The sequence below is a fragment of the Sodalis ligni genome (assembly GCF_016865525.2).
Lineage (GTDB): Bacteria > Pseudomonadota > Gammaproteobacteria > Enterobacterales > Enterobacteriaceae > Acerihabitans > Acerihabitans ligni.
On sequence record NZ_CP075169.1, the window covers coordinates 2,482,274 to 2,504,862 of the forward strand.

Annotated in this window: 21 protein-coding genes and 4 pseudogenes; 5 read left to right on the forward strand and 20 right to left on the reverse strand. The window is 51.3% G+C overall.

Annotation, left to right across the window (positions count from 1 at the left end; translation table 11 throughout):
• Positions 1 to 100: 100 nt before the first annotated feature.
• The 14 genes and pseudogenes from GTU79_RS11555 to istA form a co-directional block, all read right to left on the reverse strand.
• Positions 101 to 1,417 (reverse strand): cytochrome P450, encoded by a 1,317-nt coding sequence (locus GTU79_RS11555; protein ID WP_203521816.1) that lies wholly within the window; start codon positions 1,415 to 1,417, stop codon positions 101 to 103.
• Positions 1,407 to 2,354, reverse strand: coding sequence for a beta-ketoacyl-[acyl-carrier-protein] synthase family protein (locus tag GTU79_RS11560; RefSeq protein WP_203521815.1), 948 nt, complete (start codon positions 2,352 to 2,354; stop codon positions 1,407 to 1,409). Before GTU79_RS11560 ends, GTU79_RS11555 begins: the two co-directional genes overlap by 11 nt.
• The gene (locus GTU79_RS11565; protein ID WP_203523095.1) at positions 2,351 to 3,202 is read right to left on the reverse strand and encodes a hypothetical protein; all 852 of its coding nucleotides are present in this window, start codon (positions 3,200 to 3,202) and stop codon (positions 2,351 to 2,353) included. Before GTU79_RS11565 ends, GTU79_RS11560 begins: the two co-directional genes overlap by 4 nt.
• Positions 3,189 to 4,319, reverse strand: a complete 1,131-nt coding sequence (locus GTU79_RS11570) for an acyl-CoA dehydrogenase family protein (protein ID WP_203521814.1) — start codon at positions 4,317 to 4,319, stop codon at positions 3,189 to 3,191. Before GTU79_RS11570 ends, GTU79_RS11565 begins: the two co-directional genes overlap by 14 nt.
• 43 nt (positions 4,320 to 4,362) lie before the next feature.
• Positions 4,363 to 4,575, reverse strand: coding sequence for a 3-oxoacyl-[acyl-carrier-protein] synthase III C-terminal domain-containing protein (locus tag GTU79_RS30245; RefSeq protein WP_253073651.1), 213 nt, complete (start codon positions 4,573 to 4,575; stop codon positions 4,363 to 4,365).
• Positions 4,576 to 4,614: 39 nt separating this feature from the next.
• Positions 4,615 to 5,346: a 3-oxoacyl-ACP synthase gene (locus GTU79_RS11575; protein WP_253073549.1), complete on the reverse strand. Its 732-nt coding sequence runs from the start codon at positions 5,344 to 5,346 to the stop codon at positions 4,615 to 4,617.
• Positions 5,330 to 6,154, reverse strand: a complete 825-nt coding sequence (locus tag GTU79_RS11580) for an alpha/beta hydrolase (protein ID WP_253073550.1) — start codon at positions 6,152 to 6,154, stop codon at positions 5,330 to 5,332. The genes GTU79_RS11575 and GTU79_RS11580 overlap by 17 nt, the downstream gene beginning before the upstream one ends.
• The gene (locus GTU79_RS11585) at positions 6,154 to 6,645 is read right to left on the reverse strand and encodes a hypothetical protein (protein ID WP_203521811.1); all 492 of its coding nucleotides are present in this window, start codon (positions 6,643 to 6,645) and stop codon (positions 6,154 to 6,156) included. Before GTU79_RS11585 ends, GTU79_RS11580 begins: the two co-directional genes overlap by 1 nt.
• On the reverse strand, positions 6,636 to 7,784 hold the full coding sequence (locus GTU79_RS11590) for an acyl-CoA dehydrogenase family protein (protein ID WP_214513951.1): 1,149 nt from the start codon (positions 7,782 to 7,784) through the stop codon (positions 6,636 to 6,638). Before GTU79_RS11590 ends, GTU79_RS11585 begins: the two co-directional genes overlap by 10 nt.
• On the reverse strand, positions 7,781 to 8,185 hold the full coding sequence (locus GTU79_RS11595; RefSeq protein ID WP_203521809.1) for a VOC family protein: 405 nt from the start codon (positions 8,183 to 8,185) through the stop codon (positions 7,781 to 7,783). Before GTU79_RS11595 ends, GTU79_RS11590 begins: the two co-directional genes overlap by 4 nt.
• Before the next feature lie 175 nt (positions 8,186 to 8,360).
• The gene (locus GTU79_RS11600; protein ID WP_253073551.1) at positions 8,361 to 9,818 is read right to left on the reverse strand and encodes an AMP-binding protein; all 1,458 of its coding nucleotides are present in this window, start codon (positions 9,816 to 9,818) and stop codon (positions 8,361 to 8,363) included.
• A complete protein-coding gene (locus tag GTU79_RS11605; protein ID WP_253073552.1) occupies positions 9,787 to 10,683 on the reverse strand; it encodes an AMP-binding protein in 897 nt (298 codons plus the stop codon). The genes GTU79_RS11600 and GTU79_RS11605 overlap by 32 nt, the downstream gene beginning before the upstream one ends.
• A 27-nt stretch (positions 10,684 to 10,710) precedes the next feature.
• Positions 10,711 to 11,500, reverse strand: a pseudogene (istB, locus tag GTU79_RS11610) (IS21-like element helper ATPase IstB).
• Positions 11,497 to 12,519: an IS21 family transposase gene (istA, locus tag GTU79_RS11615; protein WP_203520365.1), complete on the reverse strand. Its 1,023-nt coding sequence runs from the start codon at positions 12,517 to 12,519 to the stop codon at positions 11,497 to 11,499. Before istA ends, istB begins: the two are co-directional and overlap by 4 nt.
• Between istA and GTU79_RS11620 the strand changes: the two genes are divergently transcribed.
• Both GTU79_RS11620 and GTU79_RS11625 read left to right on the forward strand, forming a co-directional pair.
• Complete coding sequence (locus tag GTU79_RS11620; protein WP_203521806.1) at positions 12,518 to 13,063, forward strand: helix-turn-helix domain-containing protein; 546 nt, start codon at positions 12,518 to 12,520, stop codon at positions 13,061 to 13,063. The genes istA and GTU79_RS11620 overlap by 2 nt on opposite strands.
• 3 nt (positions 13,064 to 13,066) lie before the next feature.
• Positions 13,067 to 13,642: a PIN domain-containing protein gene (locus tag GTU79_RS11625; RefSeq protein ID WP_214513952.1), complete on the forward strand. Its 576-nt coding sequence runs from the start codon at positions 13,067 to 13,069 to the stop codon at positions 13,640 to 13,642.
• Between the two features lie 516 nt (positions 13,643 to 14,158).
• Here GTU79_RS11625 and tnpC read toward each other — a convergent pair.
• From tnpC to GTU79_RS30260, 5 genes and pseudogenes are all read right to left on the reverse strand, one after another.
• Positions 14,159 to 15,775 carry an IS66 family transposase gene (gene tnpC, locus GTU79_RS11630; RefSeq protein WP_203521804.1) on the reverse strand — a complete coding sequence of 539 codons (1,617 nt, stop codon included), beginning with the start codon at positions 15,773 to 15,775 and terminating at the stop codon, positions 14,159 to 14,161.
• A 66-nt stretch (positions 15,776 to 15,841) separates the two neighbouring features.
• Positions 15,842 to 16,177 carry an IS66 family insertion sequence element accessory protein TnpB gene (gene tnpB / locus GTU79_RS11635; protein WP_214513953.1) on the reverse strand — a complete coding sequence of 112 codons (336 nt, stop codon included), beginning with the start codon at positions 16,175 to 16,177 and terminating at the stop codon, positions 15,842 to 15,844.
• Complete coding sequence (gene tnpA, locus GTU79_RS30250) at positions 16,171 to 16,587, reverse strand: IS66 family insertion sequence element accessory protein TnpA (RefSeq protein WP_253073553.1); 417 nt, start codon at positions 16,585 to 16,587, stop codon at positions 16,171 to 16,173. The genes tnpB and tnpA overlap by 7 nt, the downstream gene beginning before the upstream one ends.
• 223 nt (positions 16,588 to 16,810) lie before the next feature.
• Positions 16,811 to 16,999 (reverse strand): annotated as a pseudogene (locus tag GTU79_RS30255) (ISL3 family transposase); the annotation flags it as partial.
• Between the two features lie 527 nt (positions 17,000 to 17,526).
• Positions 17,527 to 17,793, reverse strand: coding sequence for a hypothetical protein (locus GTU79_RS30260; protein ID WP_253073554.1), 267 nt, complete (start codon positions 17,791 to 17,793; stop codon positions 17,527 to 17,529).
• Positions 17,794 to 18,437: 644 nt separating this feature from the next.
• Between GTU79_RS30260 and GTU79_RS11655 the strand changes: the two genes are divergently transcribed.
• The 3 genes and pseudogenes from GTU79_RS11655 to GTU79_RS11665 all read left to right on the forward strand — a co-directional run bounded on the left by GTU79_RS11655 (position 18,438) and on the right by GTU79_RS11665 (position 20,533).
• Positions 18,438 to 18,677, forward strand: a complete 240-nt coding sequence (locus GTU79_RS11655) for a transposase (RefSeq protein WP_275956936.1) — start codon at positions 18,438 to 18,440, stop codon at positions 18,675 to 18,677.
• A 186-nt stretch (positions 18,678 to 18,863) separates the two neighbouring features.
• Positions 18,864 to 19,271, forward strand: a complete 408-nt coding sequence (locus GTU79_RS11660; RefSeq protein ID WP_253073555.1) for a hypothetical protein — start codon at positions 18,864 to 18,866, stop codon at positions 19,269 to 19,271.
• Positions 19,272 to 19,326: 55 nt separating this feature from the next.
• Positions 19,327 to 20,533: pseudogene (locus GTU79_RS11665) on the forward strand (IS256 family transposase).
• A gap of 843 nt (positions 20,534 to 21,376) precedes the next feature.
• Here GTU79_RS11665 and GTU79_RS11670 read toward each other — a convergent pair.
• Positions 21,377 to 22,409: pseudogene (locus GTU79_RS11670) on the reverse strand (IS630 family transposase).
• Positions 22,410 to 22,589 lie beyond the last annotated feature (180 nt).

Sequence of the window (22,589 nt, forward strand, 5' to 3'; positions counted from 1 at the left end):
TTCAAATGCGTGAAGCGCTTTTTCCCCACTTTCCCGAGGCCGGCCAAAGTCTACCCGGCCCGTAGGGCAACACCTGAGTGCCGGGACGGGATCTGGTGGCTTATACGATGGGCGCATTCTGACGGTCCGTGTTTAGAGATTCGAGAATGAAACAAACCTCGCCTCTGGGCATCGCGTTTAGCTCAAAAAGCGGGGTGAGGGCGGCTGGTAAAGTTGATGGTGCAAGAGAAAAATGAAAATGCTGACACAGCGTTGAAATGGCGGTGGTGAGCTGATCCATTGCCAATGCCATGCCGACACAGTTACGTTTCCCTACGCTGAAGGGAAAGAAATACTCGGGTGGAATTTTGTCTTTGCCAAGGAAGCGCTCCGGCTTGAAGCTGAGAGGTTCAGGCCAGTAAGCCGCATTACGATGCACCAGCCAGGGCGAAAAGAGTACCCGGGTCCCGGCGGCGATTCTGGCGCCGTCTAGGACCAGATCCTCCTGGGTTTGGCGCTCGAAAAAGGCGGCAACCGGGGTAAGTCGAAGGGACTCCCTAACAATAGCTGAAGCCATGTTGCGTTTTTCTTGTTGGCCTTCGTCGCGTACGCGCTTCTGATACTGCGGATGCTGGGACAGATGCGTCAGGCACCACAGCAGCGCAATGCCGGTGTTATCCACGCTGGCCGCCAGATTACCCAGTAACAGATTTATCACTCTCTCCTGCTCCTCAGGATTGGCATTGACATCCAGCGCCTGGCACAGGCGTTCCACCATGGTGGTACCTTCGCGTTTTGCGCCGTCAATCAGGGGGCCAATCATCGACTTCACCTCCTGGCGGAATGCTAACAGGGCGGGATGTCGGCACAGCGCGGCATAATCCGCTACCGGCGCAGCGGCAATCAGTTGCAAATAGATATTGCGAAAATGACCAAGCAGTTTATCAAGCTGTGCCAGGCTGAGTGCCGATCCAAAAAAGCCTTCCGCAACGCCCATCAGTGCCCAGCGCAGGCAGATTTCACGCAATGAGCGTTGCTCAGGGTCCCGCAGCGTGGCCATCAGCCAGCGGGCGGAGAGTTGGGTACCTTTTTGTAACAGCTCGGATTTGGGATTGACCAGCGGTGTGGTCAGTCTTCGTGCAAGCCGCCACTCTTCGCCTTCTCTTGAGGTCGTCAGCGCCTGGCCCAGCAGAATCCGCCCGACCGTAGAGGCGGAAGAAAGATGATCAAACCCTTTAGGAAAACTGCTTTCGTGCCCGATGAAAAACCGGATGTGCCGAGCACCCGCCAGCAGCAATACCGCATCGTCTTTGTCGCCAATCCAGACCTTGTCGCCGTACTGACGACAGGCATTTTCCGCAATTTTCAGAAATCCCAATTTGGCATATTTGGCGGCGGAGGAAGTAAAAAACGGAATAAAATCAGCGTTACTGGACATGGAAAGGCTCCTGGATGGCATCTGAGGTGATCGCGGCGCACCCCACCCAGCCACCCAGCCCCACCGAAAGCAGCAGGGCCGGCCGGCCGGTATCTTGAGGAGAGTAGCGCTTCAGTAGTAAAAGAGGATCCGTGGCATAACAGTGTCCTGTCTGACAGATAAGGTCCGTGGCGACATGCTGATGGAGATTATCAGGCTGCCGCAGCCAGGTTTGCCAACTGAGCCGGTTGATATTGTGCGGTAACAGCCAGGCGTCTTTACGTAACGGGTCGGGAAACTGTCTTAGCGCCTGCGCGATCAGGCTATCGTGAGACCGGTAAAAATGTTTGATGTCCTCCCGGCTGCCGTCAAGTCCCTGCCAGAATTCAGGATGATGAAAACAGTGAATGCCTGACACCCGGAGCTGGCCACCTCCGGGTTTGAGAAGCGCGCAGACAAAGGCGTCACCAATCAGGGTACAGCCAGGGACATAGCGTTCCGCTAAATCAAAGTCAGCCAGGGTGTCGCCTGCCAGCAGCGCCACGCATTGATGTTTTCCCGTTGCCAGTATCCGCTCAGCCATGAGCAGTCCCCAAAATAATGTGGCGCAATTTTGCTGGTTTAGCGTTATCAGCATCGCATCGGCGGCGATACAGCCGAGCTGTTGCCGCAGCTGCGCCAGATTGACGTTTTGCCTGGAAGAATGAGCTGGCAGACCCTGTACCAGAATAACAGCATCAATTTTTTCCTCTTCGTTCAGGCTCGCCCCCGTTTGTTGCAGCAAAGAGTGAAAGCACTTACCTGCGCTCTCCTCAGCCGCCAGCGTTGCTGCTTGCTGAAAACCAAAAAGCTGGCGAAACGTCCGGGCTTCGGCCTGGCTACCGCCGCGATAGGCGATGATTTCCTCAAGTGATAATCTTGTTTGCGGAATATAGGTGAACAGCGACGAAATATTCATACCGGACCTTCCGTGGCCGCCAGTCCGCACAGGCTTATATAGCCGTTATTTTCGCTGATCAGTAGATATTCTCGTTCTGGTTGCCCTATTGCGCGCAAGGCTACGAATGGTGCGGCGCAAAGAAGATGCGGATTGACTGCGAACGTGGCATATCCTGGGGGAAGTGAATTCAGCAGCGGGCCGGGGCCAATCAGCGTCAAACGCTCTTTAGCGAGGCCAAAATGGTCGATGGCCTGCGATATCACGTCAAGCGGCGGCTGTGTGAAGGCGGAGCGCATGAAGCCCCGATAGCGCAATCCGCGCCGTTGCGTATTCACCAGACATACGCAGGCGTTGTTTTCAGGCTGCAGACTGTTCATCAATGGTGAAAAATACATCAGGCTTTTCTGCTCGGCAATGAGTAACAGTCCGTCCTCATCTTTGCCCGCCAGACAGTCATTCAGACCATCGAGGGCAAACAGGCCGGCATCTGGCCCGCGGTCGCTGATGGCCAGTGCCAGACAGGCGCAAAGACGCAGTCGATGAATGGCGGCGTTCACCACTGAACTGCCCATGTGCAGATCCGGCGTCCAATGCGCCATCAATACGGTTTTCACTCTTTTGGGATGAATGACCGAGGTTAGCCGGGGGAGCAACATGGCTATCATGTCGCTGAAGGCAGCTCGCTCATGACTGGTCACCCAGTCATGAACCTGTTCATCTTGCTCACCCAACGTCTCACCGTTTGCCGCGAAAAAATGTTGGACATAAGAGCGCCAGTGCGGAATATCCGTTTCCCACTCCGGTTGGGGAACTTCGGTATGATGAAACGACTGGCAGACAATATCGGCAGGATCAAGGCAGATCATCACAAGCGTCTCCTCGGATGACGGACGGACGGGGGCTATTTAGCAAGTGGATATTGCTGACACCTTCCATATATTCAAATGCGAAGCAGTCACGATAGCGCTTGCGCAGTAACGCCTCTTCCAGCCAGTCATCCCGGTTCAGCCAATGCGGCAGGTGACGCGCGGTCTCCTCCACCAGACGGGTTGCATTCAGCTTGAGCTGGCTCGTGAGGGCATATTGATGCTGACCTGCAGTATATCCTTCCGCCAGATGGAGCATTTGCTGAAATACCGCATGATATTTGCGCCATTGCCTGGCAACCCAGCTCCGCGCGGCGCCCGATAAGTGCCGTGCCTCAAGCGCGGTCAGTAGGCCGAAGGTAGTGCCAAGTGCCATCGCGGCCACCATAGGGCGATGGCGTTCAAACACCATGCTTAGGGAATTGAGCCCATGCCGTAAGCCACGGCTGTCATGACCCAGAATATCCTCTTCTTTTATCAGCAGATTTTTAAAAGACAGACGGGTTAGCGAAGCACCGGCCAATCCGAAGGTATCGAGCAGTTCGCGCTGCATCGCGTCTTTTATCTCGTCGGGAAACACCATTACCAATCGTTGACTATGCCGGTAACGCGCGAAGACGATGCCTACGCTGGCCCGCATGGCGCCCCCAATCAGCATTTTTGTGCCATTTAGCCACCAGCCTTGCGCATTGTGCGTGAGTTCACTGGAGATAGCTGTGGCATCTGAACCTACCTCCGGCTCCGTTACCGCGAAAAATGTCCAGGCGGGGCGGTGAGCAAAGCAGGCAAAAAAGCGCGCCTGCTGTTGTTCCGTACCCAGCGTCAGAATAGCACGGGTACCGAGAGACGCGCCGGGTAGCAGCATCATGGCACTGGCGTCTATCCGGCTTAGGTATTCTATGATTTGCAGATGCTGGGTATAATCGACAGCGGAAAAAGCCGGTGTTTCCCATGGGTTGAAGCGTGAAGGTATACCGATACAGGCAATGCTCATCAGCGCCGGGTGGTCAAAACAGGCCACTGCCTGCTGTTGGTCATGTTCCGCGAGCCGTCCGGCAGCGAGCAGACGCTCTGTTAGCTCATAAAGTTGTGGATAGCGGTTGGCGATATCAGTCATGAGTGATTAGAGCATTCATGTAAAGGGAAACATGAGTGTTAACTTAAACCTGATTAATATCAGGATATTGCTTCAGATTGCAAAAGACGGGAATTTCATTGCCAGCGGATAATTCCAGCAGCAATGAGGAGAAGGTGGCCCCCAGCCCAACGCTGACCAACATCACTTTGTCTCCCCGCGAAAGCCGCTGTTGCCGGATGAGGGTGGCCAGATTCAGGTAAGGATCCGCACCGAAACAATGGCCGTAACGGGACACATTTTCCAAAAGATCTTTTGGCGGGGAATGCCGAGCTCATCAGCCAGTTTTGCCAGGATGAGAGATTAACATTGTGAGGGCAATCCAGGCCAGAGAATCCTGAGTGTTATCGAAATGGCTCAGGGCGTTGCGCATTGCATCCTTAATGAACGCGAAATAGGCGTTGGCGAACCGCGACGTTTTGCTGGACTCATTACCCCGTTGCAGGCTGAATTCGCCAGCCTGCATGCTGTATCTGGCCGCTACTTTACAGCGTTCGCCCGACTTGCTGAGCAGGACCGCACAGGCCGCTTCCCCCATAATCGTGGTGTCGTCAATCAGTTCCACTTTCGGATGAAAGGCTTTTTCTCCCACCAGCAACAGGGCATATTCTCCCTCCTTCAGGCGGTTACATACATATTCCACGGCGGAAAGAGATGTCGCGCAATGCCCCATCGTCAGGCTGGTGTAATGGATGTCCTCAGCAAATCCCGCCTCGGTGAGCAGCGCTTTGCCTGACCGGTGAAAAGGGCGTATGCACGGCAGGGTGTGGGCATGCACGACGTGACGAATGTGAGCAATCAGGTCTGAATGATGAGCGGCAAATTGCCGCAACATCGGCCGGAACAGATCGTCGAGCGAGCCAGGCTGGCGCGGGAAGCTGTTAAGCCCATAGAAGCGCGCAAACATCCTGACGTCAAGAGGCGTCAGCCGCAATGAGGCCGCGACTTCAGTTAGTGATTTACGCTGTTCGGGAATATACACAGTGATGGACTCAATATGTCCTAGCATAGTTTTTCCCCTTGTCCTGGTCAGCATTTGTCGCACAAAGAAAGGCGGCCAGTACCTGCTGGGTGCGCTGATGGGAAAGGATCCCCATATGACCGGTATCTTCAATCACCTCCAATTGGCTATTTGGCAACTGTGCCTGAATTTGCTGGGCATCGGCAAAGTGGATTTTGCGATCTTGTTTTGCATGCACGATCAACACGCGCGCCGCGTTGAAAGTATAAAGCGACTCTGTCTGCAGAGCCGTTGGCACGGGGTAGCGGCTCTGGTAATAGGCGCAAAGTGATGTTAGGTAATGCTCTGCAACATGATTTTGCATTAGGTAATGCCGCAGCAGGCTGTAGAAGGATGCTGGCGCAGACAGTAAAACCAGCTGGTTGAAACGAAACCCAAGCCAGTAGGAAAGCGCAGTGATGATCCCGCCCGCCGAATGGGCAATCACCGCATCAAAAGTGCCAAAGGTCTTTTGCATCATTAACAATAATTGACACTGGCAAGTAAAATCACAGCAAGCCGGAGCGAGGGGATCATGGCCTAATAAAAAAGGCATATAGACACGGTATCCCCTGGCATGAAGCAAATTTTTCGTCAGAGACAGCATCATTGGATGTCCCCCCCAACCGTGCAGCAACAAAGCATTTTTCGCCTGCGGATCCCGGTTCTCATTTATCAGTACACGCGTACGGTGCTCGCCACAGCAAAGGGTTTCCGTGGTCATCGCGGCCAATTGTTGCGACTCCGCGGTGCGCATGGGGAACATTGCAGGTCTAGCCAGTCGGGCGATGAGTAAAGCAAGCTGGGTATCCATCATTACTCCGAGGTTTGCGCAGAGAAAATCAGATGGTGCATCCCTGCCTGCTGAGGAGTGGGATCCCGGCTCAGCCGCTGCAGTGGATCATACAGATAAAGCAATCGCTGTCCGGGGAGAAGTAGGGTGCTTGCGAGCGTACAGGCCTCATCTCGATCAAAATGGCCGCTGCATATTCCCCAGGCTTCTACAAACCCTGAACAGTGCGAAAGCAGGCTTTGAAGCAAGGGCGTGGCTCCGCGCGCCGCCGGGTAAAGAGAGTCGTAAACCAGCAGGGTAGGATAGGGCTCGAGGGCGACCCGGCAACAAAGTTCCACTACGGCTTTAGCGTGAAGACGGTGTCCACAATCATTTTCCGGCCAGTGGTGATACCAACCGCTTTCCGCACGACACCGTCGGGTAGCAATAAAGTGCCGGCTGTCGGGAATTATAGCTTCACTGGTACTGCGTATCGTCAGCAGGCCCTGTGCGAGCAGGGCGGCGCTCATCGGCATTCGCACTTACCCTGATCAGCGGAAAAACCTTGATTTAGCCTGTGGATCTGCCGTGTTCCTTCGGTGTATTCAAAGGCTTTGACGTCGCGGAATGCCCGCCATAGAGTCGTATGCAAGGGGGATATTTCCTCCGGTAAATTATGGATCAGCATGCTGATAATCTCCTCGGCGAGGATCACGCAGGTCGTTTTTACCATGCCAGGGTTCTCGTCCGGGGCCTGTTTTCCCTCGATTTGGCGACAGGTCTGCAAGGCGTTACGGTAAGCGGCATGCCAGCGGAGGTGCGTCCTGGATAACCTTTGTGACTGTGACTGGGTAGGCACAAGTGCTGTTTGCCACTCGTGCAGTGCCCGTCTTGCTACTCCCAGAGCAAGCGCGCCCACACAAGGGCGTAGCGCATCAAACGTTGCCATCGCCGATCGTGCAAAACGTTGGGTGGGCTTTAGGTGCCGTCCCAGCAGATCCCCGTTCGGGATGAAGAGATTATCAAACCGCATCTGCGCCAGATTGATGCCTTCAAGCCCTGCCAAGTCCAGGGCCCGACGGGTGATTTCCCGGCGTTGCGGATTAAAAACAAAGGCGTTGATCCCCAGCGGCCCCGGTGCGGTACGGGCAAACAGCACCCCGGTATCAGCGATCATCCCGTTGCCGATAAACATTTTTTCCCCGGAAATCAAAAAACCCCCTTCCACCGCGGTCGCCGTCGTTTGCATGGCCCCCGCATCGCTGCCTTGTGCAGGTTCGGTCATTGCAAAACATGACCAGCAGAGCTCCTGTTGAAAACGGCTGAAAAAGGCATCCTGCTGCTGCGCGGTACCCAGCCCGGCAACGGCAAACGCCGCCATACCAGGGCCAGGAGGAGAAAACAGCAGGGTCGGGGAAATGAAGCCGATTTTCTCATAGAGTTCATAACGTGCGCAGAGGCTTATCGTCTGAAAATTCAGTGTTGTCTGCCGTAGTGGTTGATATCTGCCCGGTAAGCCGAGGCCATTAAAGGCCGGAGCAAGTGACCATTGACTCATAAGCTCACGGGTTTCTATGGGATAGCGAAGTTTGCGAAGCTGGTCGGCAATATGCTGCGTATCCGCTCCAATGGCGTAGGATGCCGTTGCGAACGCGTCATCGTAAAATTGGCTCATAGCGGGCCCGACATGATTTCGATGATTCCCGCATCGTGGTGATAGAGGTGACTGGCACGATGGTTGCTATTAAAAGCGTTAAACGGGCGCGTTAAAACAATCCAGCCTGCCGCTTTCATTAATTTATATTGCTCGTCAAAATCGTTTACTACAAAACAAATATGATAAGGAACGAAAGACTTCCCCGATTTAAGCAGCATGTTGCGTATTGTAATATTGCTATGCAGAGGTTCCACCAATTCAATTTGGTTACTCCCTTCAGCAGTGGCAAGCAAACTGATAAATACTTTCTGTGCAGCAATGAGCTCTTTATATTTGACAATAACCGGGAAAAACGGTTTAACGGCGGCTGCGGTGGCATCACTGTCTGAAACCACATACCCTGTATGATCAAAGCGCATCGTGACTTCCTATGTTATTCAGGAAAACCGTATATAACCTTTAGGCTGTTACCTGAAGGTTATAATCTCATTAATAAAGGCCCTTTTTATATCTGCTTGCAACCCAGGCTTTATATAATGGAAGACAGCTTATGCTGGCGGACCAATTGTTCACGATCAATTTTCCCGTGTAGTGTCATAGGAAGTTCTGACAAAAGAAAATCGATTTGGGGATCATATAGGCAGGTAATTGTTCCGCTAGAAAATGGCGTAACGCCTCGCGATAGGAACTATGGTCATTGTGTAATTGAATAAATAACTGCAGGTCGATCACTTTGCCATTTTCTTCTATTGGCACAAGGCAACATTGAATTACCTGGACATAGCGGCAAACGGTAGTTTCAATTTCTGCCAACTCGATGCGGTTGCCGTGTAATTTCAACTGCCCGTCTTCCCTGCCACAAATAAACAGTGACTGATCCTCATCCAGGAATCCCCGATCGCCAGTGGAGTAATACCGTCCGATTTCGTCTTCGCCAAATGCCTCATTGCGCGGGTGATTTTCCGGAAGGTAGCCCAGTGAAACCTGGGGTCCGTAAAGCCTGACTTCTCCAATCTCCCCGGCAGGAAGCGTGTTACCCGCCGCGTCGACAATCCTGAGCCGGTTCAATCCCTGAGGCTTGCCAAGAGGCAGTAAACCGACGTTATGTTGGGGCGGATGGGTCAGGACATACGTATGGGTCATACAGGTGGTCTCGGTTGGACCGTAGCCGTGCACCACTTTCAACCTGGGGAAACGTTCCTGTAATTGGCTAACCAGCCCCAGTGAGACACGCTCGCCACCGATAAAGAACTGTGTCAGAAAAGGAAATAGCTTTCGGTTGAACAACGGATCTTTTAACATCAGCTCGGCAAAGCTTGGGGTAGAGAACCAACTGGTGACGGGGCATTCCAATTGACGTGACATAAGTCTTATATTCTGCCGGGGCAGCATATTATGGCAATGATCGAGCATCAGAACGGCTTTTCCCACGCAAAGCATGGGTAAGAGATCAAGGAGCCCCATGTCAAAGGAGAAGCAGGCGTGATTGACATGGCATCCTGATCCCCCTTCTCGCCGGTCTCCTGCCACCTGGGGTGCAAACCACGCGGAGAAAGCGGCGAAGTTTTCATAACTAACCTTCACCCCTTTTGGTTCGCCGGTGCTGCCCGAGGTAGACAGGATATAAAAAACCGGTTGGGATAATTTAGGTTCCGGCGGCAGTGAAGCCGGATCGGCATTCTCCAGCGTCGCGGTAACCCGCTGAGGCCAGCGCTCAAGGCCCTCAAGCGGCAGGGCTGTCGCGGTGACTATCAGATCACTGTGCGTCATCCGGGCTATTTTTTCAATCCGCGATGGCGGATTAGCCTGATCAACAAAGGTAAAGCAGCACCCTCGACTGATGCACGCCAAAAGACAGGCGACGGCATCCAGTTGTTTATGTCCATGAATCAACACGTTACGGCCTTCCCACGGCGCGAGGGCGTCGGCAATTGCCGCGGTGCGTAAGCCTAGTTCCGCAAAGCTGTATGTGCCTTGCTGATTGATAAGCGCTATTGCGTTATCCTGATTTCTCAGTCGATCAAACAGCGGTCTGATTTGAGATAAAAACATATTTCTCCCCCTTTTCCAAAGCCAGTTTCCGGGCCGCTAAACGATCAAGTTTACCGTTATGATTCAGTACAATATGAGGAATGCTGTACCAATAACGCGGGATCGACCATGAGGGAAAATGCGCTAGCATGGCATGGCCCAGCCTTGATAACTCACAAGTGGCATTGAGGATTACACAAGCCTGGATCGCCTCGGCATTTCCCTTGCGGATGTGGGGCTCTATCACCACATCCGAAACGAGATTGTTGCTGCGAAGAAAATGTTCGATTTCATGGAGGTCAATACGGTGTCCCTGTATTTTTACTTCCCGGTCTTCCCGTCCCAGAAAGTAGTACCACTGGCCGTCAAACAAGCCGATGTCGCCGGTGGAATAGGTTCGCTGCCCGCCATGCAAGCTGAAACCAGCCCGGCGCGCAGGCGTTGCATTGAGATAGCCGGGACCGACGCACTCGCCGCTGATTAATAATTCTCCCCCTATTGATGAACCACGCGGCGGCGTGAGGCTTAACACGGCCCCCGGTCTTGCGCGACCAATCGGCAGGGGCAATGATGACGCCACCATTTCTGCCGTGATCAGCACCGATGACACCGCCACGGTGCATTCAGTTGGGCCATAGGTATTGATCACCTCGGCCCTTGGAAAACGTGCCCATAGCTGGGTAACGATTTCTTTGGTCAGCGTTTCGCCACAGAAGATAAAACGCGTGAGCAGCGGAAGCTGGCGTGCGTTGAAGGTCGGATCCAGCAGATACAACCGCGCGATGGAAGGGGTTGATACCCAGCATGTCAGACCGATTTCAGCATGCTGGGCAATCAGTCTGCGGGTATTTGTCAATACCGATTGAATTGTGACCCACCATGCCAAAGTAAAAGTTACCCACCCCCCCACGAATTATCGTTGTGGTTCAGCCAGCGTTGGTTTCCTTAGCTGACCACTTTTGAGCTTGTCTTTTAATCGATAGCTTTGGCCGGTTATTTGGACGATATGCGCATGGTGCAGCAGTCGATCCAACATCGCCGCTGTCAGCGTCTCATCATCGCCAAACGTCCCAGACCACTGCGTAAACGGCAGGTTACTCGTCAATATCACGCTGCCTGTTTCATAACGGCGGGCCACGACCTGGAAGAATAAATTGGCTTCTTCTTTACCGAACGGCAGATAACCCACTTCGTCGATCACCAATAATCGGGGCTTGGTGACACACCGGCCTAAATAGCCTTTTAAATCGCCCTGACGGTGAGCGGCGACCAGTTGCAACATCATATCCGCCGCCGTAATGAAGCGTACGCTGAGTCCGGCCATCGCGACTTTATGTGCCAACGCGCAGGCCAAATGGCTCTTGCCAACGCCGGAAGGCCCGAGTAATACGATGTTCTCCTGTCTTTCGATAAACGCCAATCCAGCCAGTTCCTGCAGCTGTGCCCGTGGTGCGCCGCTGGCAAACTTGAAGTCAAACTGCTCCAGCGTCTTGACCGCAGGCAAACCCGACAGGCGCAGCAGCGTCTGGCGCCGCCGCTCGTTGCGGCTGTCATTCTCCAGGCGAAGCAACTGCTCCAGAAAATCGCCGAACGTTCCGGTATCATCCAGCGTCTTCTGTGCCAATCCAGGCCACTCGGCGGCGATGCGGTCAAGCTCTAAAGTACTCGCACAGTTCGCTGATCCGCTGATGCTGAAGGCTCATGACCTCACCTCCAGCAGCGACTGATAGACCGACAGCGGATGTTGAAAACTCTCACGGGGCAAAACCCGGTGGTTATCAACCGATAACGGTACCTCTGTGCCTTCGCGCGGCAACGGGAGCAGCACGTCAATCTCCTGCTGTAGCCGCTGCTCGGGGGGAATGCCGGTGGTGCCATGCTTGCGGGCGTTGGCGACGGTGGTAAGCCATGGCCCGATACGGCTGTTGGCAGAATCCACGTCAAGGACTAAACCGGCCTGCTTAAACGTGGTCGCCAGGGGAACGACAAAACTGGTCTTCAAATAGTGGTTGAATCGCTCAACTTTACCCTTGGTCTTCGCGCGATAAGGCCGGCACACGCGGGGCGTAAAACCGTACTTCTCCGCGAGCGCCAGTAGCGGCGGGTTCCACCGATGGCGGCCAACGCCATAGACATCGCGTTCAAGGATAATGGTCTTCGCGTTATCAAAAAGAAGGTGCTGCGGTGTACCGCCAAAGGCGCACAGCGCCTGCTCGATGCCATCACACCAAGCGGCGGTATCCTGGCAGGCGTAGAAACGTACAAAGGTTGCCCTGCTCCAGCCAAGGGTGGCGACAAAAGCCAACAACGGGTGACGGCCTTGTCTTATCACGGTGAAATCAACCTGCATCTGTTCGCCGGGCTGGGTCTCAAAACGGACCACCGGGTCAGCCGGTTGTTGCTTGAGGTTGAGCAAAAAGGCGGTAAGCATGCTGTAGCCACCGGAATATCCCCGAAGTTGTATCTCACTGAGCATGACGCTGCCAGGTATCCAATGCGGTCTGGCGGCGTACACACGTTCAAGAATATAAGGCTTATACGGGTCAAGCTTGCCGGGCCTCGGCGCCCTGGCCTTGTAGCTGGCCTTGGCCGGGGACTCCTGCATACGGATATAGCGGCGGACGGTCTGCCGGGAACAGGAAAGCTGGCGAGCAATGCCGCGTATAGACATGCCCTGACGTAAAAGAACTGCGATCTCCACTCGTAACTCCAATGTCAGCATGGGCAGCTTCTTAAAGCTGCCATTGTTACCCCAGGTGGGTCAGATTTACATTGGTAGGTGGGTCATAATTACATCGGTAGCGACAAATACCACGCTGACCGGACTGGCTCTTCCGGCAAAACATGAAATAGAAACGGCTATACGTGGCCAGCGTGACTTGGCCGCTTTCCTCTCAACAAAGCTTGAGACGCAGCAGATTCTGATTAAAGATGCGGATGACGTCTCACACCAGATCGAACTACCTACCGCGGCCTTAACGTTGCTGATGAATGTGTTGGGTGAGCTGGCTGAAGGTAATGCCGTACAGGTTGTGCCGGTGCATGCCGAACTGACGACGCAGGAAGCTGCAAATATCTTGAATGTTTCTCGGCCACACATGGTGAAACTACTCGAAGATGGCCATCTACCGCATCACAAAACCGGCCGACACCGCCGAGTGTTGTTTGCAGACTTGATGGCCTACAAAAATGAGCGCGATGCTACCAGCCAAGAGGCTATGCAGAAGCTTGCGGCACAGGCCCAGGAACTCGGGTTAGGTTATTGACGCATGATGCATTCACCCTATCCCGTAGTACTTGATGCCTGTGTGCTTTATCCGGCAAGACTGCGCGACCTGCTGATGCATTTAGGTTTGGCCGGTTTGTACCAGCCTAAGTGGTCTGCGGTAATTCATGATGAATGGCGGTGTAATCTGTTGTTACAGCGAAGCGACATCAACCCAGAGGCACTGGCACGAACAACGGATCTAATGAATCTGGCGCTGCCTGATGCCAATGTTACTGGATTTGAAACGATTATCGAGGGTATCTCATTACCTGACCCCGACGATAGGCACGTTCTGGCTGCGGCAATCCGTTCGAATGCTGATGTGATTGTGACTCTGAACTTGAAGGATTTTCCAAGTGGAGTCTTGGCAGGATTTGGTATTGAAGCACTTCACCTAGATGATTTTATTTCGGATCTCTTTGATCTAAATCACTCGGTTGCGCTGAATGCCGTCAGATTACAACGCAACGCATTAAAAAACCCGCCAATGACGACTGAAGAATTCTTGGAGATGCTACTCAAGCAGGGACTCCCCATGACGGTCAAGGCTCTTAGAAATTACCAGTTTATGATTTAGCAGGTTTTAAGCGGTGGTTTTGTCTCACTGAAGTTGCTCAAGAAGTGTGGGTATATGAAGGACCGGGATTCAGGAATCTCTGATTGAATCCAGCACTGAACCCCGGAAGTGATCATAAGCCGGTTTTTCCTCATCTTGCTGTGCCTAATTCGTGGAAAAGAGCAGCAAAACAGCAATTTCAAAATGGGCGGGGTTGAATCGGGAATCACACAATTAACCTCATGAGCATACTGGCATGGTGCCAGTGATTGGGCACTTAGGATTTTAAATTGGTAAGCGGCTGGTGAACTCATCTTGCCGTTTAATACCGGCCGGATAATACTTTCCGCGTCTGCGGTAAAGCTGATTTGACAACCTTAGGAACGGTTAAGGAGCCATTGAGACCGGCTATGCCACTCTACAACCTCACTCTTATTCCTTTGCTGAGAGCCTGGGGCAGAGAGTGGGCAACGAAGTGCCGGTCGGACTTTCGGGTCCGACCACCCACGATGGGGGGATGGGATATCAAGGGATTGGCTATAAGCTAAAGCTGTTTTCGGCGTAGGGCAACAGTTCGTTTATCCGGCTGTTGGGCCAGGAAGGCAACCGCGTCAGCACATCCCGTAACCAGATATAAGGGTCATGACCGTTGAGTTTGGCGGTTTCCAGCAGGCTAAGGATAGCCGCCATCCGCTGCCCGGCACGAAGCGACCCGGCAAAGAGCCAATTTTTTCTCCCCACCGCCACCGGACGCATGGCATTTTCGACCCGGTTATTATCGATGGGCACCCGACCGTCCTGTAGATAGCGCAACAACGCCGGCCATCGTTTGAGAGTGTAGTCCAGCGCGATACGCAACCCGGAGTGGGGCGCGGACTGTGCCTGTTGCAGTACCAGCCAGGTGTGGAAGGCTGCCATTTGGGGTCTGGCGTATCGTTTTCGCCATTGCCGTTTTTTATCCGCCGACCGGTATTTGATTTTACGCTCAAGCTTATACAACTCGCGGATGATATCCAGCGCCTGTTTGGCCACCGGGCTTTTATTGGCGCTAAAGAGGTCAAAGAACTTGCGCCGGACATGCGCCATGCAACCGGCTTCCAGCACCTGGGGCTCATTCCCCTTTTTGTCCTTCTCGAACAACGCCTGGTAACCGGTGTACCCGTCCAGCACCAGGGTGCCGGACCAGCCCTCAAGCACGTCTCGGGCATACTGACCGCTGCGCCCCGGTTGGCAGTCATAGCGCACTATTGCCCGGTCGGCGCTTTGGGCGGTGATATAAGCCCACAGATAACCGCGTTGGGTTTTGCCCTTGCCGGGGTCGAGGATGGACAACGTGGTCTCGTCAGCCTGCAGCACCGGGTGTTGCAGCAGGTCGCGATGAAGCGCCTCGGCCAGCGGTTTGAGGGCCGCACCCACCGCGCCGAACCAGCCGGCGAGCGTGCTGCGGGGGAGCTCGACGCCGCTGCGCTGATAGATAACCTGCTGGCGGTAGAGGGGAAGGTGGTCAAGGCTTTTGGCGCACACCACCTGCGCCAGCAGCCCCGGTCCGGGCCGGCCTTTTTCTATCAGCTGTGCCGGGAGTGGCGCACTGACCACGGTGTCGCAGTGCGGGCAACTGAACTGCGGGCGGATATGGCGGTGCACAATAAAACGCGCCGGCACATACTCCAGCCGTTCGCTGATGTCATCGCGGATGAACCGCAGTTGATGACCGCAGTCCGGGCAGGTATCGTCGTCCGGCGCCAGGCGGATGTCCTCGCGCGGCAGTTCCGGCGGCAGCGGGCGGCGTTTGGGGGTCGCCTTTTGGGGGGCTTTGGGTTCGGGTAATAGCGTTGCAAGTTGCTGTTCGATATCGGCGGTATCCGCCTCGATATCTTCATCGAACAAGCCGCGCTGCTCGCCCTGGAAGGCTTCGCTTTTACGCCCGAAGCGCCAGCGGCGGGCATTTTTCAACGCCTCTTCCAACTGCTGGATATACCGGGCCAGCGCCTGGTTTTTTTGTGTTTGCTGCTCAAGGTCGGCGCGCAGTGTCGATGCGACCGCTTCCTGCGCCTGATTTTTTTGCGTTTGCTGTTCAAGGTCCGCGAGTAATTTCAACGCCAGGGAGCGCAGGTCATCGGGGTCTTGTGAGGTCAGCAGCGCGTCGATATCCATGTATTTATTTTATCAAAACAGGGCATTATTGTCATTTAAAATCAATGCATTAATTCACTTTTATCTTTATTTCCATTGGCTTAAATCCAGGCCGTCAACGCGCTGCCAGTCGATGCCCCTGGTCAGCCAGTCGAACTGTGCCGGCGTCAGATTCCAGGCGATATCACCCTGTTTGGGCCAGATAAAATGACCCTGGTGAAGACGGCGCACGCACAGCCAGACGCCGTGTTTATCCCAGCGCAGGACTTTCACGCGGGAGTGGGATTTATTGCAAAAAACGAAGGCGGCTTGGTCCTGCCAGACCTGGTGGAGGTTATCAGTAACATATTGCGTAAGCGTATCGATACCCCGGCGCATATCCACCGGTTCGCGTGCCAGCCAGATGTGCTGTGGGGTCAGCATAAGGATAAAGCCTGCAAGACGACCATCAACTGAGCCGGAAGGCAACTGACCGAACAGCCGTTGGGCAGATTGAGCAAGACGGTTTCGTTACGGCCGGCATCCGGGGTGCGCTGAATGGGAATAAACGCGCCGGGCGCAGGGGAGGTCGCATCGCTGCTCATTGGCCGAATTTTCAACCAGCGATAAAAGTTGTGAGGTGCAATGCGGTGCTGTTGACAATAAAGTGACTTGGTTAATCCGCTGCGCCGCCAGGCTTCAATATGCCGCAACTGTTCGGCGCGGGTATGCCGTTTTAACATGCTCTCTTCCAAACCGAAAATAATATAAAAAAGAGCATGCGATAACGAAATGAGATCAACAAGGCGAGATGCCTGTTTGCTTACAAATGAGTCTGCATAATGGCAGAGCATGCCTCAATGGTTCCATAACGGTTCCCTATGTTGCTAAATTAGTAGTGTGGGCATAGGCGTCAGTATCAGCAGGTCAGGATCGAATGGCAACGTGAGTTCGCCACCCGCTTACGTTTGATACCCGGTTTTCATCACATTCAGGATGCGGTAAAGACCCTTTGCCACCATACGGGCAACGCTGGCCATAAGCGGTATACCAATGTCTTTGGCCATCGCCATCCTGTCGCCATTTACGCTGCCGGTGGTCGTGAATGGTGCAGGGTTTACCACACGTCGGACAGGCCAGTTGCGCATTGCCAGCAATATCGACGATGACCGTCACGAAACCAACATTTTCATCGAGAGTAATCTATTTGACTTGCCATGATTCTGATAGATTAAGTATCCGTGCGTAAAATGATTCTTCTGTCATATAGCATTTCTTTATTTATAAAAGAATCTAACTTTAAACAGGCTAATGTAATCATCAATCATACAGAGTTTCCATAGAAGTCAAGGTGAGTTATGGATGAGAACGGAGCCTTCTCAATTTCGATAAACCATACATTTCGCACCTGACCTGATTTTATTCCAATATTTAATTTTCTTGCATGCTTCACTTCAAGCAAAGTATCTGGGGAATTATCCTTCGAATTCATCAACCGGAGATATTTTTGATATTGATTTAACACCGCCTGATAATTTATACACAATGCAGTTATTCTCAACCTCGCCCTGAATAGGATCACCAGAAAAAGCCCTTAAAGAGTAGGGATTGTTGGTGAATGATAAAAAGCCTTACTTATCATTATGGTCCCTGCTTTTATTAATCCTTTTCCAGTTTATAAATAAGAGGTTCAAAAACACCTGCCATCTGTTCTAACGGCCCTATAGAAATCAAGATCTGATAGTGGCATTTTATTTACTATATTAGCTAAGATGTTTCTCCGTTCCAGATGATCAATAGAATAAGGGTGTCATTTTTACAAGAAATTTATTTATATACTCCCAAGAGTGGGCAACGTAAGAGTCAAGTGCTTCATTCTCTTCATTGGAAATACAATAATTTGATTTAACATGATCATCAAAAGATGATGATAATCGTATTCCATATTCAGGATAACCATCAAAAGAAAGAATTTTTGCCAAAAATCTGATGTTCGCTATTGGTGATGCTTTTCTAATATAAAGGTCATCAAAAGAAGTATTTATCGGTATGATTTTCAACTATTCGCCTTCTCAATAAGAATTGTGTACACATACTGGCAGTGTCAGTATGTTGTGTAGTATAAAGAAGAAAGGCGACAAGTCATTAAAAACGATGAACTTACTAAAGTTAGTGATCCGGATACATTGACCTCATCCATACCCTGACCCAAGATCAAGTAGAAGATCTGCCGATTTTGATGACTTCGGATATATTCTGCCGGAGTCAGGTTATTTAGTGAAGAATGTGTGGATTCAGACGGTCACTGCAACACCCTATTGATATTCGATTGATGGAGGTGTGAAATGGTAAGTATTCACGGTGCCATGACAGAGGAAAGGAAGTTCCGGATTTGTCAGCTATGGCAAAGGGGCACTTCGATGAACTTCATTGCCCGAGATATTGCCAAACCACCCGCAACGGTTTACTCGCATCTTCTATATCATGGTGGCATGGCCCCTCGGCGAAGGACTCGTCGTCCCGGCACCTAGAACGCGAGTCGATTTCGCGAGGGCTTGCATGCGGAGTGAGCTATCGAGATCATCGACCAGAGCCCGGATGCAGCTGTTCAGCTCTGCTAGTGAGAAGACGGCCCCCAGTGTCAGGATACATGTCACCCCCATCAAAAACTCTAATGAGGTAATGGGGACACGATATTAAACGCATTTCACCAGAACGTAAGGCCGCCACATTGGCTAAACTCCTTCCTCCGTACAACATGACGGTCTCCGCAGTTGCGCAAATGGAAGGGATATCGGAAGCTACTTTCTATAACTGGCGTAGTCAGGCAAAAGCAGAGGGGAAACCGGTGCCGGGTGCAGACAAAAACAACGAACAGTGGCCGGCGCAAGCCCGCCTGGCGGTGATTATCGAGACCGCCACACTTGTATTAGCTCAGACTTGAGCAGACAGGTCTCGTATGTAGAACACAATCAAACCTGACAGCCTGGTTTGAGCGATGAGCGGATTGTCGTGCTGTGACAGTTTATTATATTATCTAGGGAAAATATGATCAGTTATCAGACGTTAAGATGTATCTTTGATAGTATTTTACATAGCATAGATAGCATACCCCATTACAGGAAGAAACATGACAAAAATTAGTGAAAGATGGAAGCATAATGGGATTGTCAAAGGTTATTGTAATATTTGTGGAAAATACGATGTGCTTACAAAAGATCACGTCCCCCCAAAGTGTGCCATAACCTTAGGACCTGTTCTCCAGAAAACAGTTAGCGAATTTTTTAATACGCGGGAACCAGTAAAACCATTAAACGCTAAAAATGGCTCTTACTTCAGAACTATTTGTAGCCACTGCAATAATGAAGTTTTAGGCGGGCTTGATAAAGCAATTGAACAAGTAACTAAGTCTTTTAAAGATCAGTTGAGTCAATATATGACTGGATTGAAGATACATCCAATCATTAGAATACCCTTTGATAGTATATCTTTCACTAAGGCTATGATTGGACACGTACTATCAGAGCCTGTAAATTAAATTGTGTAATTGCCTGTTTTGATATCGTTATCCGAACAGCGGAGACAGGCAAATTATGGACGAGAAGAAACTTCAGGCACTTGCTACAGAACTGGCCAAAGGCATCAAGACTGAAGCTGATCTCAATCAGTTTTCACGTATGTTGACTAAGCTCACCGTGGAAACGGCGCTGAACGCCGAACTCACTGACCACCTTGGGCATGAGAAAACACGCCTAAAACCGGCACCAACACCCGTAACGGGTACTCCTCAAAAACATTGCTTATCGATGACGGCGAGATCACGCTAAACACGCCACGTGACCGTGAAAGTACCTTCGAGCCGCAGCTTATCAAGAAGAACCAGACCCGTATCACCCAGATGGATAGCCAGATTTTGTCTCTTTATGCCAAAGGCATGACCACGCGTGAAATCGTCGCGACGTTCAAGGAAATGTATGACGCTGACGTGTCGGCCACCTTGATATCCAAAGTGACGGATGCCGTTAAAGAACAGGTAACCGAATGGCAAAATCGTCCGCTGGACTCACTGTATCCCATTGTTTATCTTGACTGTATTGTGGTAAAAGTCCGGCACAATGGTTCGGTGATAAATAAGGCCGTTTTCCTTGCCTTGGGTATCAATACCGAGGGCAAAAAAGAGTTGCTCGGCATGTGGTTGGCAGAAAATGAGGGCGCGAAGTTCTGGCTTAACGTACTGACCGAGCTGAAAATCGTGGGCTTCAGGACATCCTTATCGCCTGTGTGGATGGCTTGAACGGCTTCCCGGAGGCGATAAACAGCGTCTACCCGCAAACACATATCCAGCTTTGCATTATCCACATGGTACGCAACAGCCTGAAATTCGTCTCGTGGAAAGACTATAAGGGCGTTACTGCCGGGCTGAAAGCCGTCTATCAATCGCCGACGGAAGAAGCCGCCCTGATGGCGCTGGATGCGTTCGCAAACGTCTGGGACGGTAAATATCCCCAGATCAGCAAAAGCTGGCGGGCCCACTGGGAAAATCTCAATGCCTTCTTTGGTTATCCGCCCGATATCCGCAAGGCAATCTACACAACTAATGCGATAGAATCACTCAATAGCGTGATCCGACAGGCTATCAAGAAACGCAAAGTGTTCCCGACGGATGACTCGGTACGCAAAGTGATATACCTCGCGATACAGTCGGCGTCGAAAAAATGGAGCATGCCGATTCAAAACTGGCGGCTGGCGATGAGTCGTTTTATTATTGAGTTCGGTGACCGGCTGAACGGTCACATTTAATAAGGTGGCAATTACACAGAATTATTTACAGGGTCTACTATCAGCAACTTCTGTTGAAGATTGTAAAAAGAACCAGTAGATAGTCCCTTCTATACACCTTTAAAGAATTATGTTTTAGGCAACGAGTCAAGCTTTGAAGATACTCATGATATTTACTATTGGTGATTGTGTAGTTCCATCCGGAGAGGATAAATACCACTCGATAGCAATAAGTATAGCTAAACCAACCGCTATTAACTTCGACTGCCTAAGTTCTTTTTTCTCGACGACCAACTTATAGTTGACCTCTGAAAATCTTTTATGCATGAATTCACATTAGTTATTCAATGCCTCATCATGTAATTGTGATAGACGGACATAACCCCTTTCAGCATTTCCATAATCAGCGCGATATTTAAACCAGTGTCTATTATACTTAGCCACTAATAAGTGGAGGAACCACAAGCAAGTAGCAAATATCAAGTATGAAAGTTGAAATGAAGGCAAAGCTTATAGCTATACCAATAACACTGCCAAAAGTTAAATCCGGTCTATTTTCTATCGATAAGTAGAAAACTCCATGTTTCGTTAGAATAATGAGCCAAATATCGAGAAAAAGAGCATAGTAGGTAAGTTTCATCACCTTCTTTACGTCCCATAACCCTCCATAAAACCGAAAACAGACCAGGGAATGTTATTTTGTGAGCTAGCCATAGTTATCGCCTCTTTATGTTAACCTTTTAAAATGAATAGTATCGCAACAACATATAGCTTCAAGAGGGAATATTCCTTTCATGCTCTACCCGGATGAGAATTGATCTCTCTCTGAAAACCGTACCAGGCTAAACTAAATAGCTTTGCATATTACCGCTCCACTTTCGCCAGTCCGTGCTGATTACCCGGAAACGGTGATGCGGCTTCCATAAACTGAGCAACCCGGTTCAGCAATTGCCACATATATCGGCATTGATGATTACGCGTTACCGTTTCATGCAACGATAACCAGAGCCGCTCTATTAGGTTCAACCACGGAGAATAGGTAGGCAAAAAATCAACCTGAACTTCTTGTTGTTCGCCAGCCATTTTTCTACCTTCCGGCTTTTATGAATGACATAGTTATCAACGATTAACGTTATCGTCTTGGCCCGCCGATAAGTCCTTTTCAATACCTTTAAAAGACTGATAAATAAGTCTGAATTTTACTGCTGCCGCTGGCATAATGCACTTGTCCTGTCCCGGCATGCAGCGCGCCCGCCAGGTAATGCTTCTGGTTCATCCCCGGCGTGACGATGCGCTTTTGCCGTCCTTTCAAACACCAGTCCGAGCCGATTTTCGGGTTTAAATCGATATCCACTTCATCTTGATAAAACACCGGATTATCAACGGAGTTTTGTGCGAGGGCTTGTTCGATAACCGCTTGTTTTTCCTCATAGTGAGGGTCTTTTATTTTCAGCGTCGGCGCGGCTCTGCGCTAGACAAGGTCCGCCTGTCTGAGGTAGCGGTATAACGTGGCGGGATGAAGCGTGATGTTGAAAAGCCGATTAACAACCCGGGCCAAAAGTTCGGTACTCCAGCGAGAACGCAGCCAACCAAAATCTTGCGGTGAAAGTTGTACAAGAAGCGGCAGAATGGGCAATATATCAGCAACAGGCCACTGCGGCTCACGACCGGGCTTGAGACTTTTAACCCACTCACTCCATATAAAGTAAATAAATTAATCCAGCGCCCTACGGAAGAACGAGCCGCACACAGTATTTTGGCGACCTCGGTAACGGTCATTCCCTGGTGCAACATAAGAATCGCCATCAGTCGGCGAGCGTGATTTTATCACGAGTTTGCTGGGCCTTTTTCTCATCAGATATCGTTCTTCATCAGGTATAAATGCTATGATCGGCATCGCTCAGTCCGGTGGGTGATTTGTGATTTTGGCGATTGATCAGATCGCATAAATCGGACTGAGTTCCCTTCGAGTGATCTACTATTTTGCAAAGCTATTTAGTGTACATATCATGCTATTGACGCCGATGACAAAAACAATGCAATTAAAATGATAGGAAGGGAAAAAGAGGTAGCCACA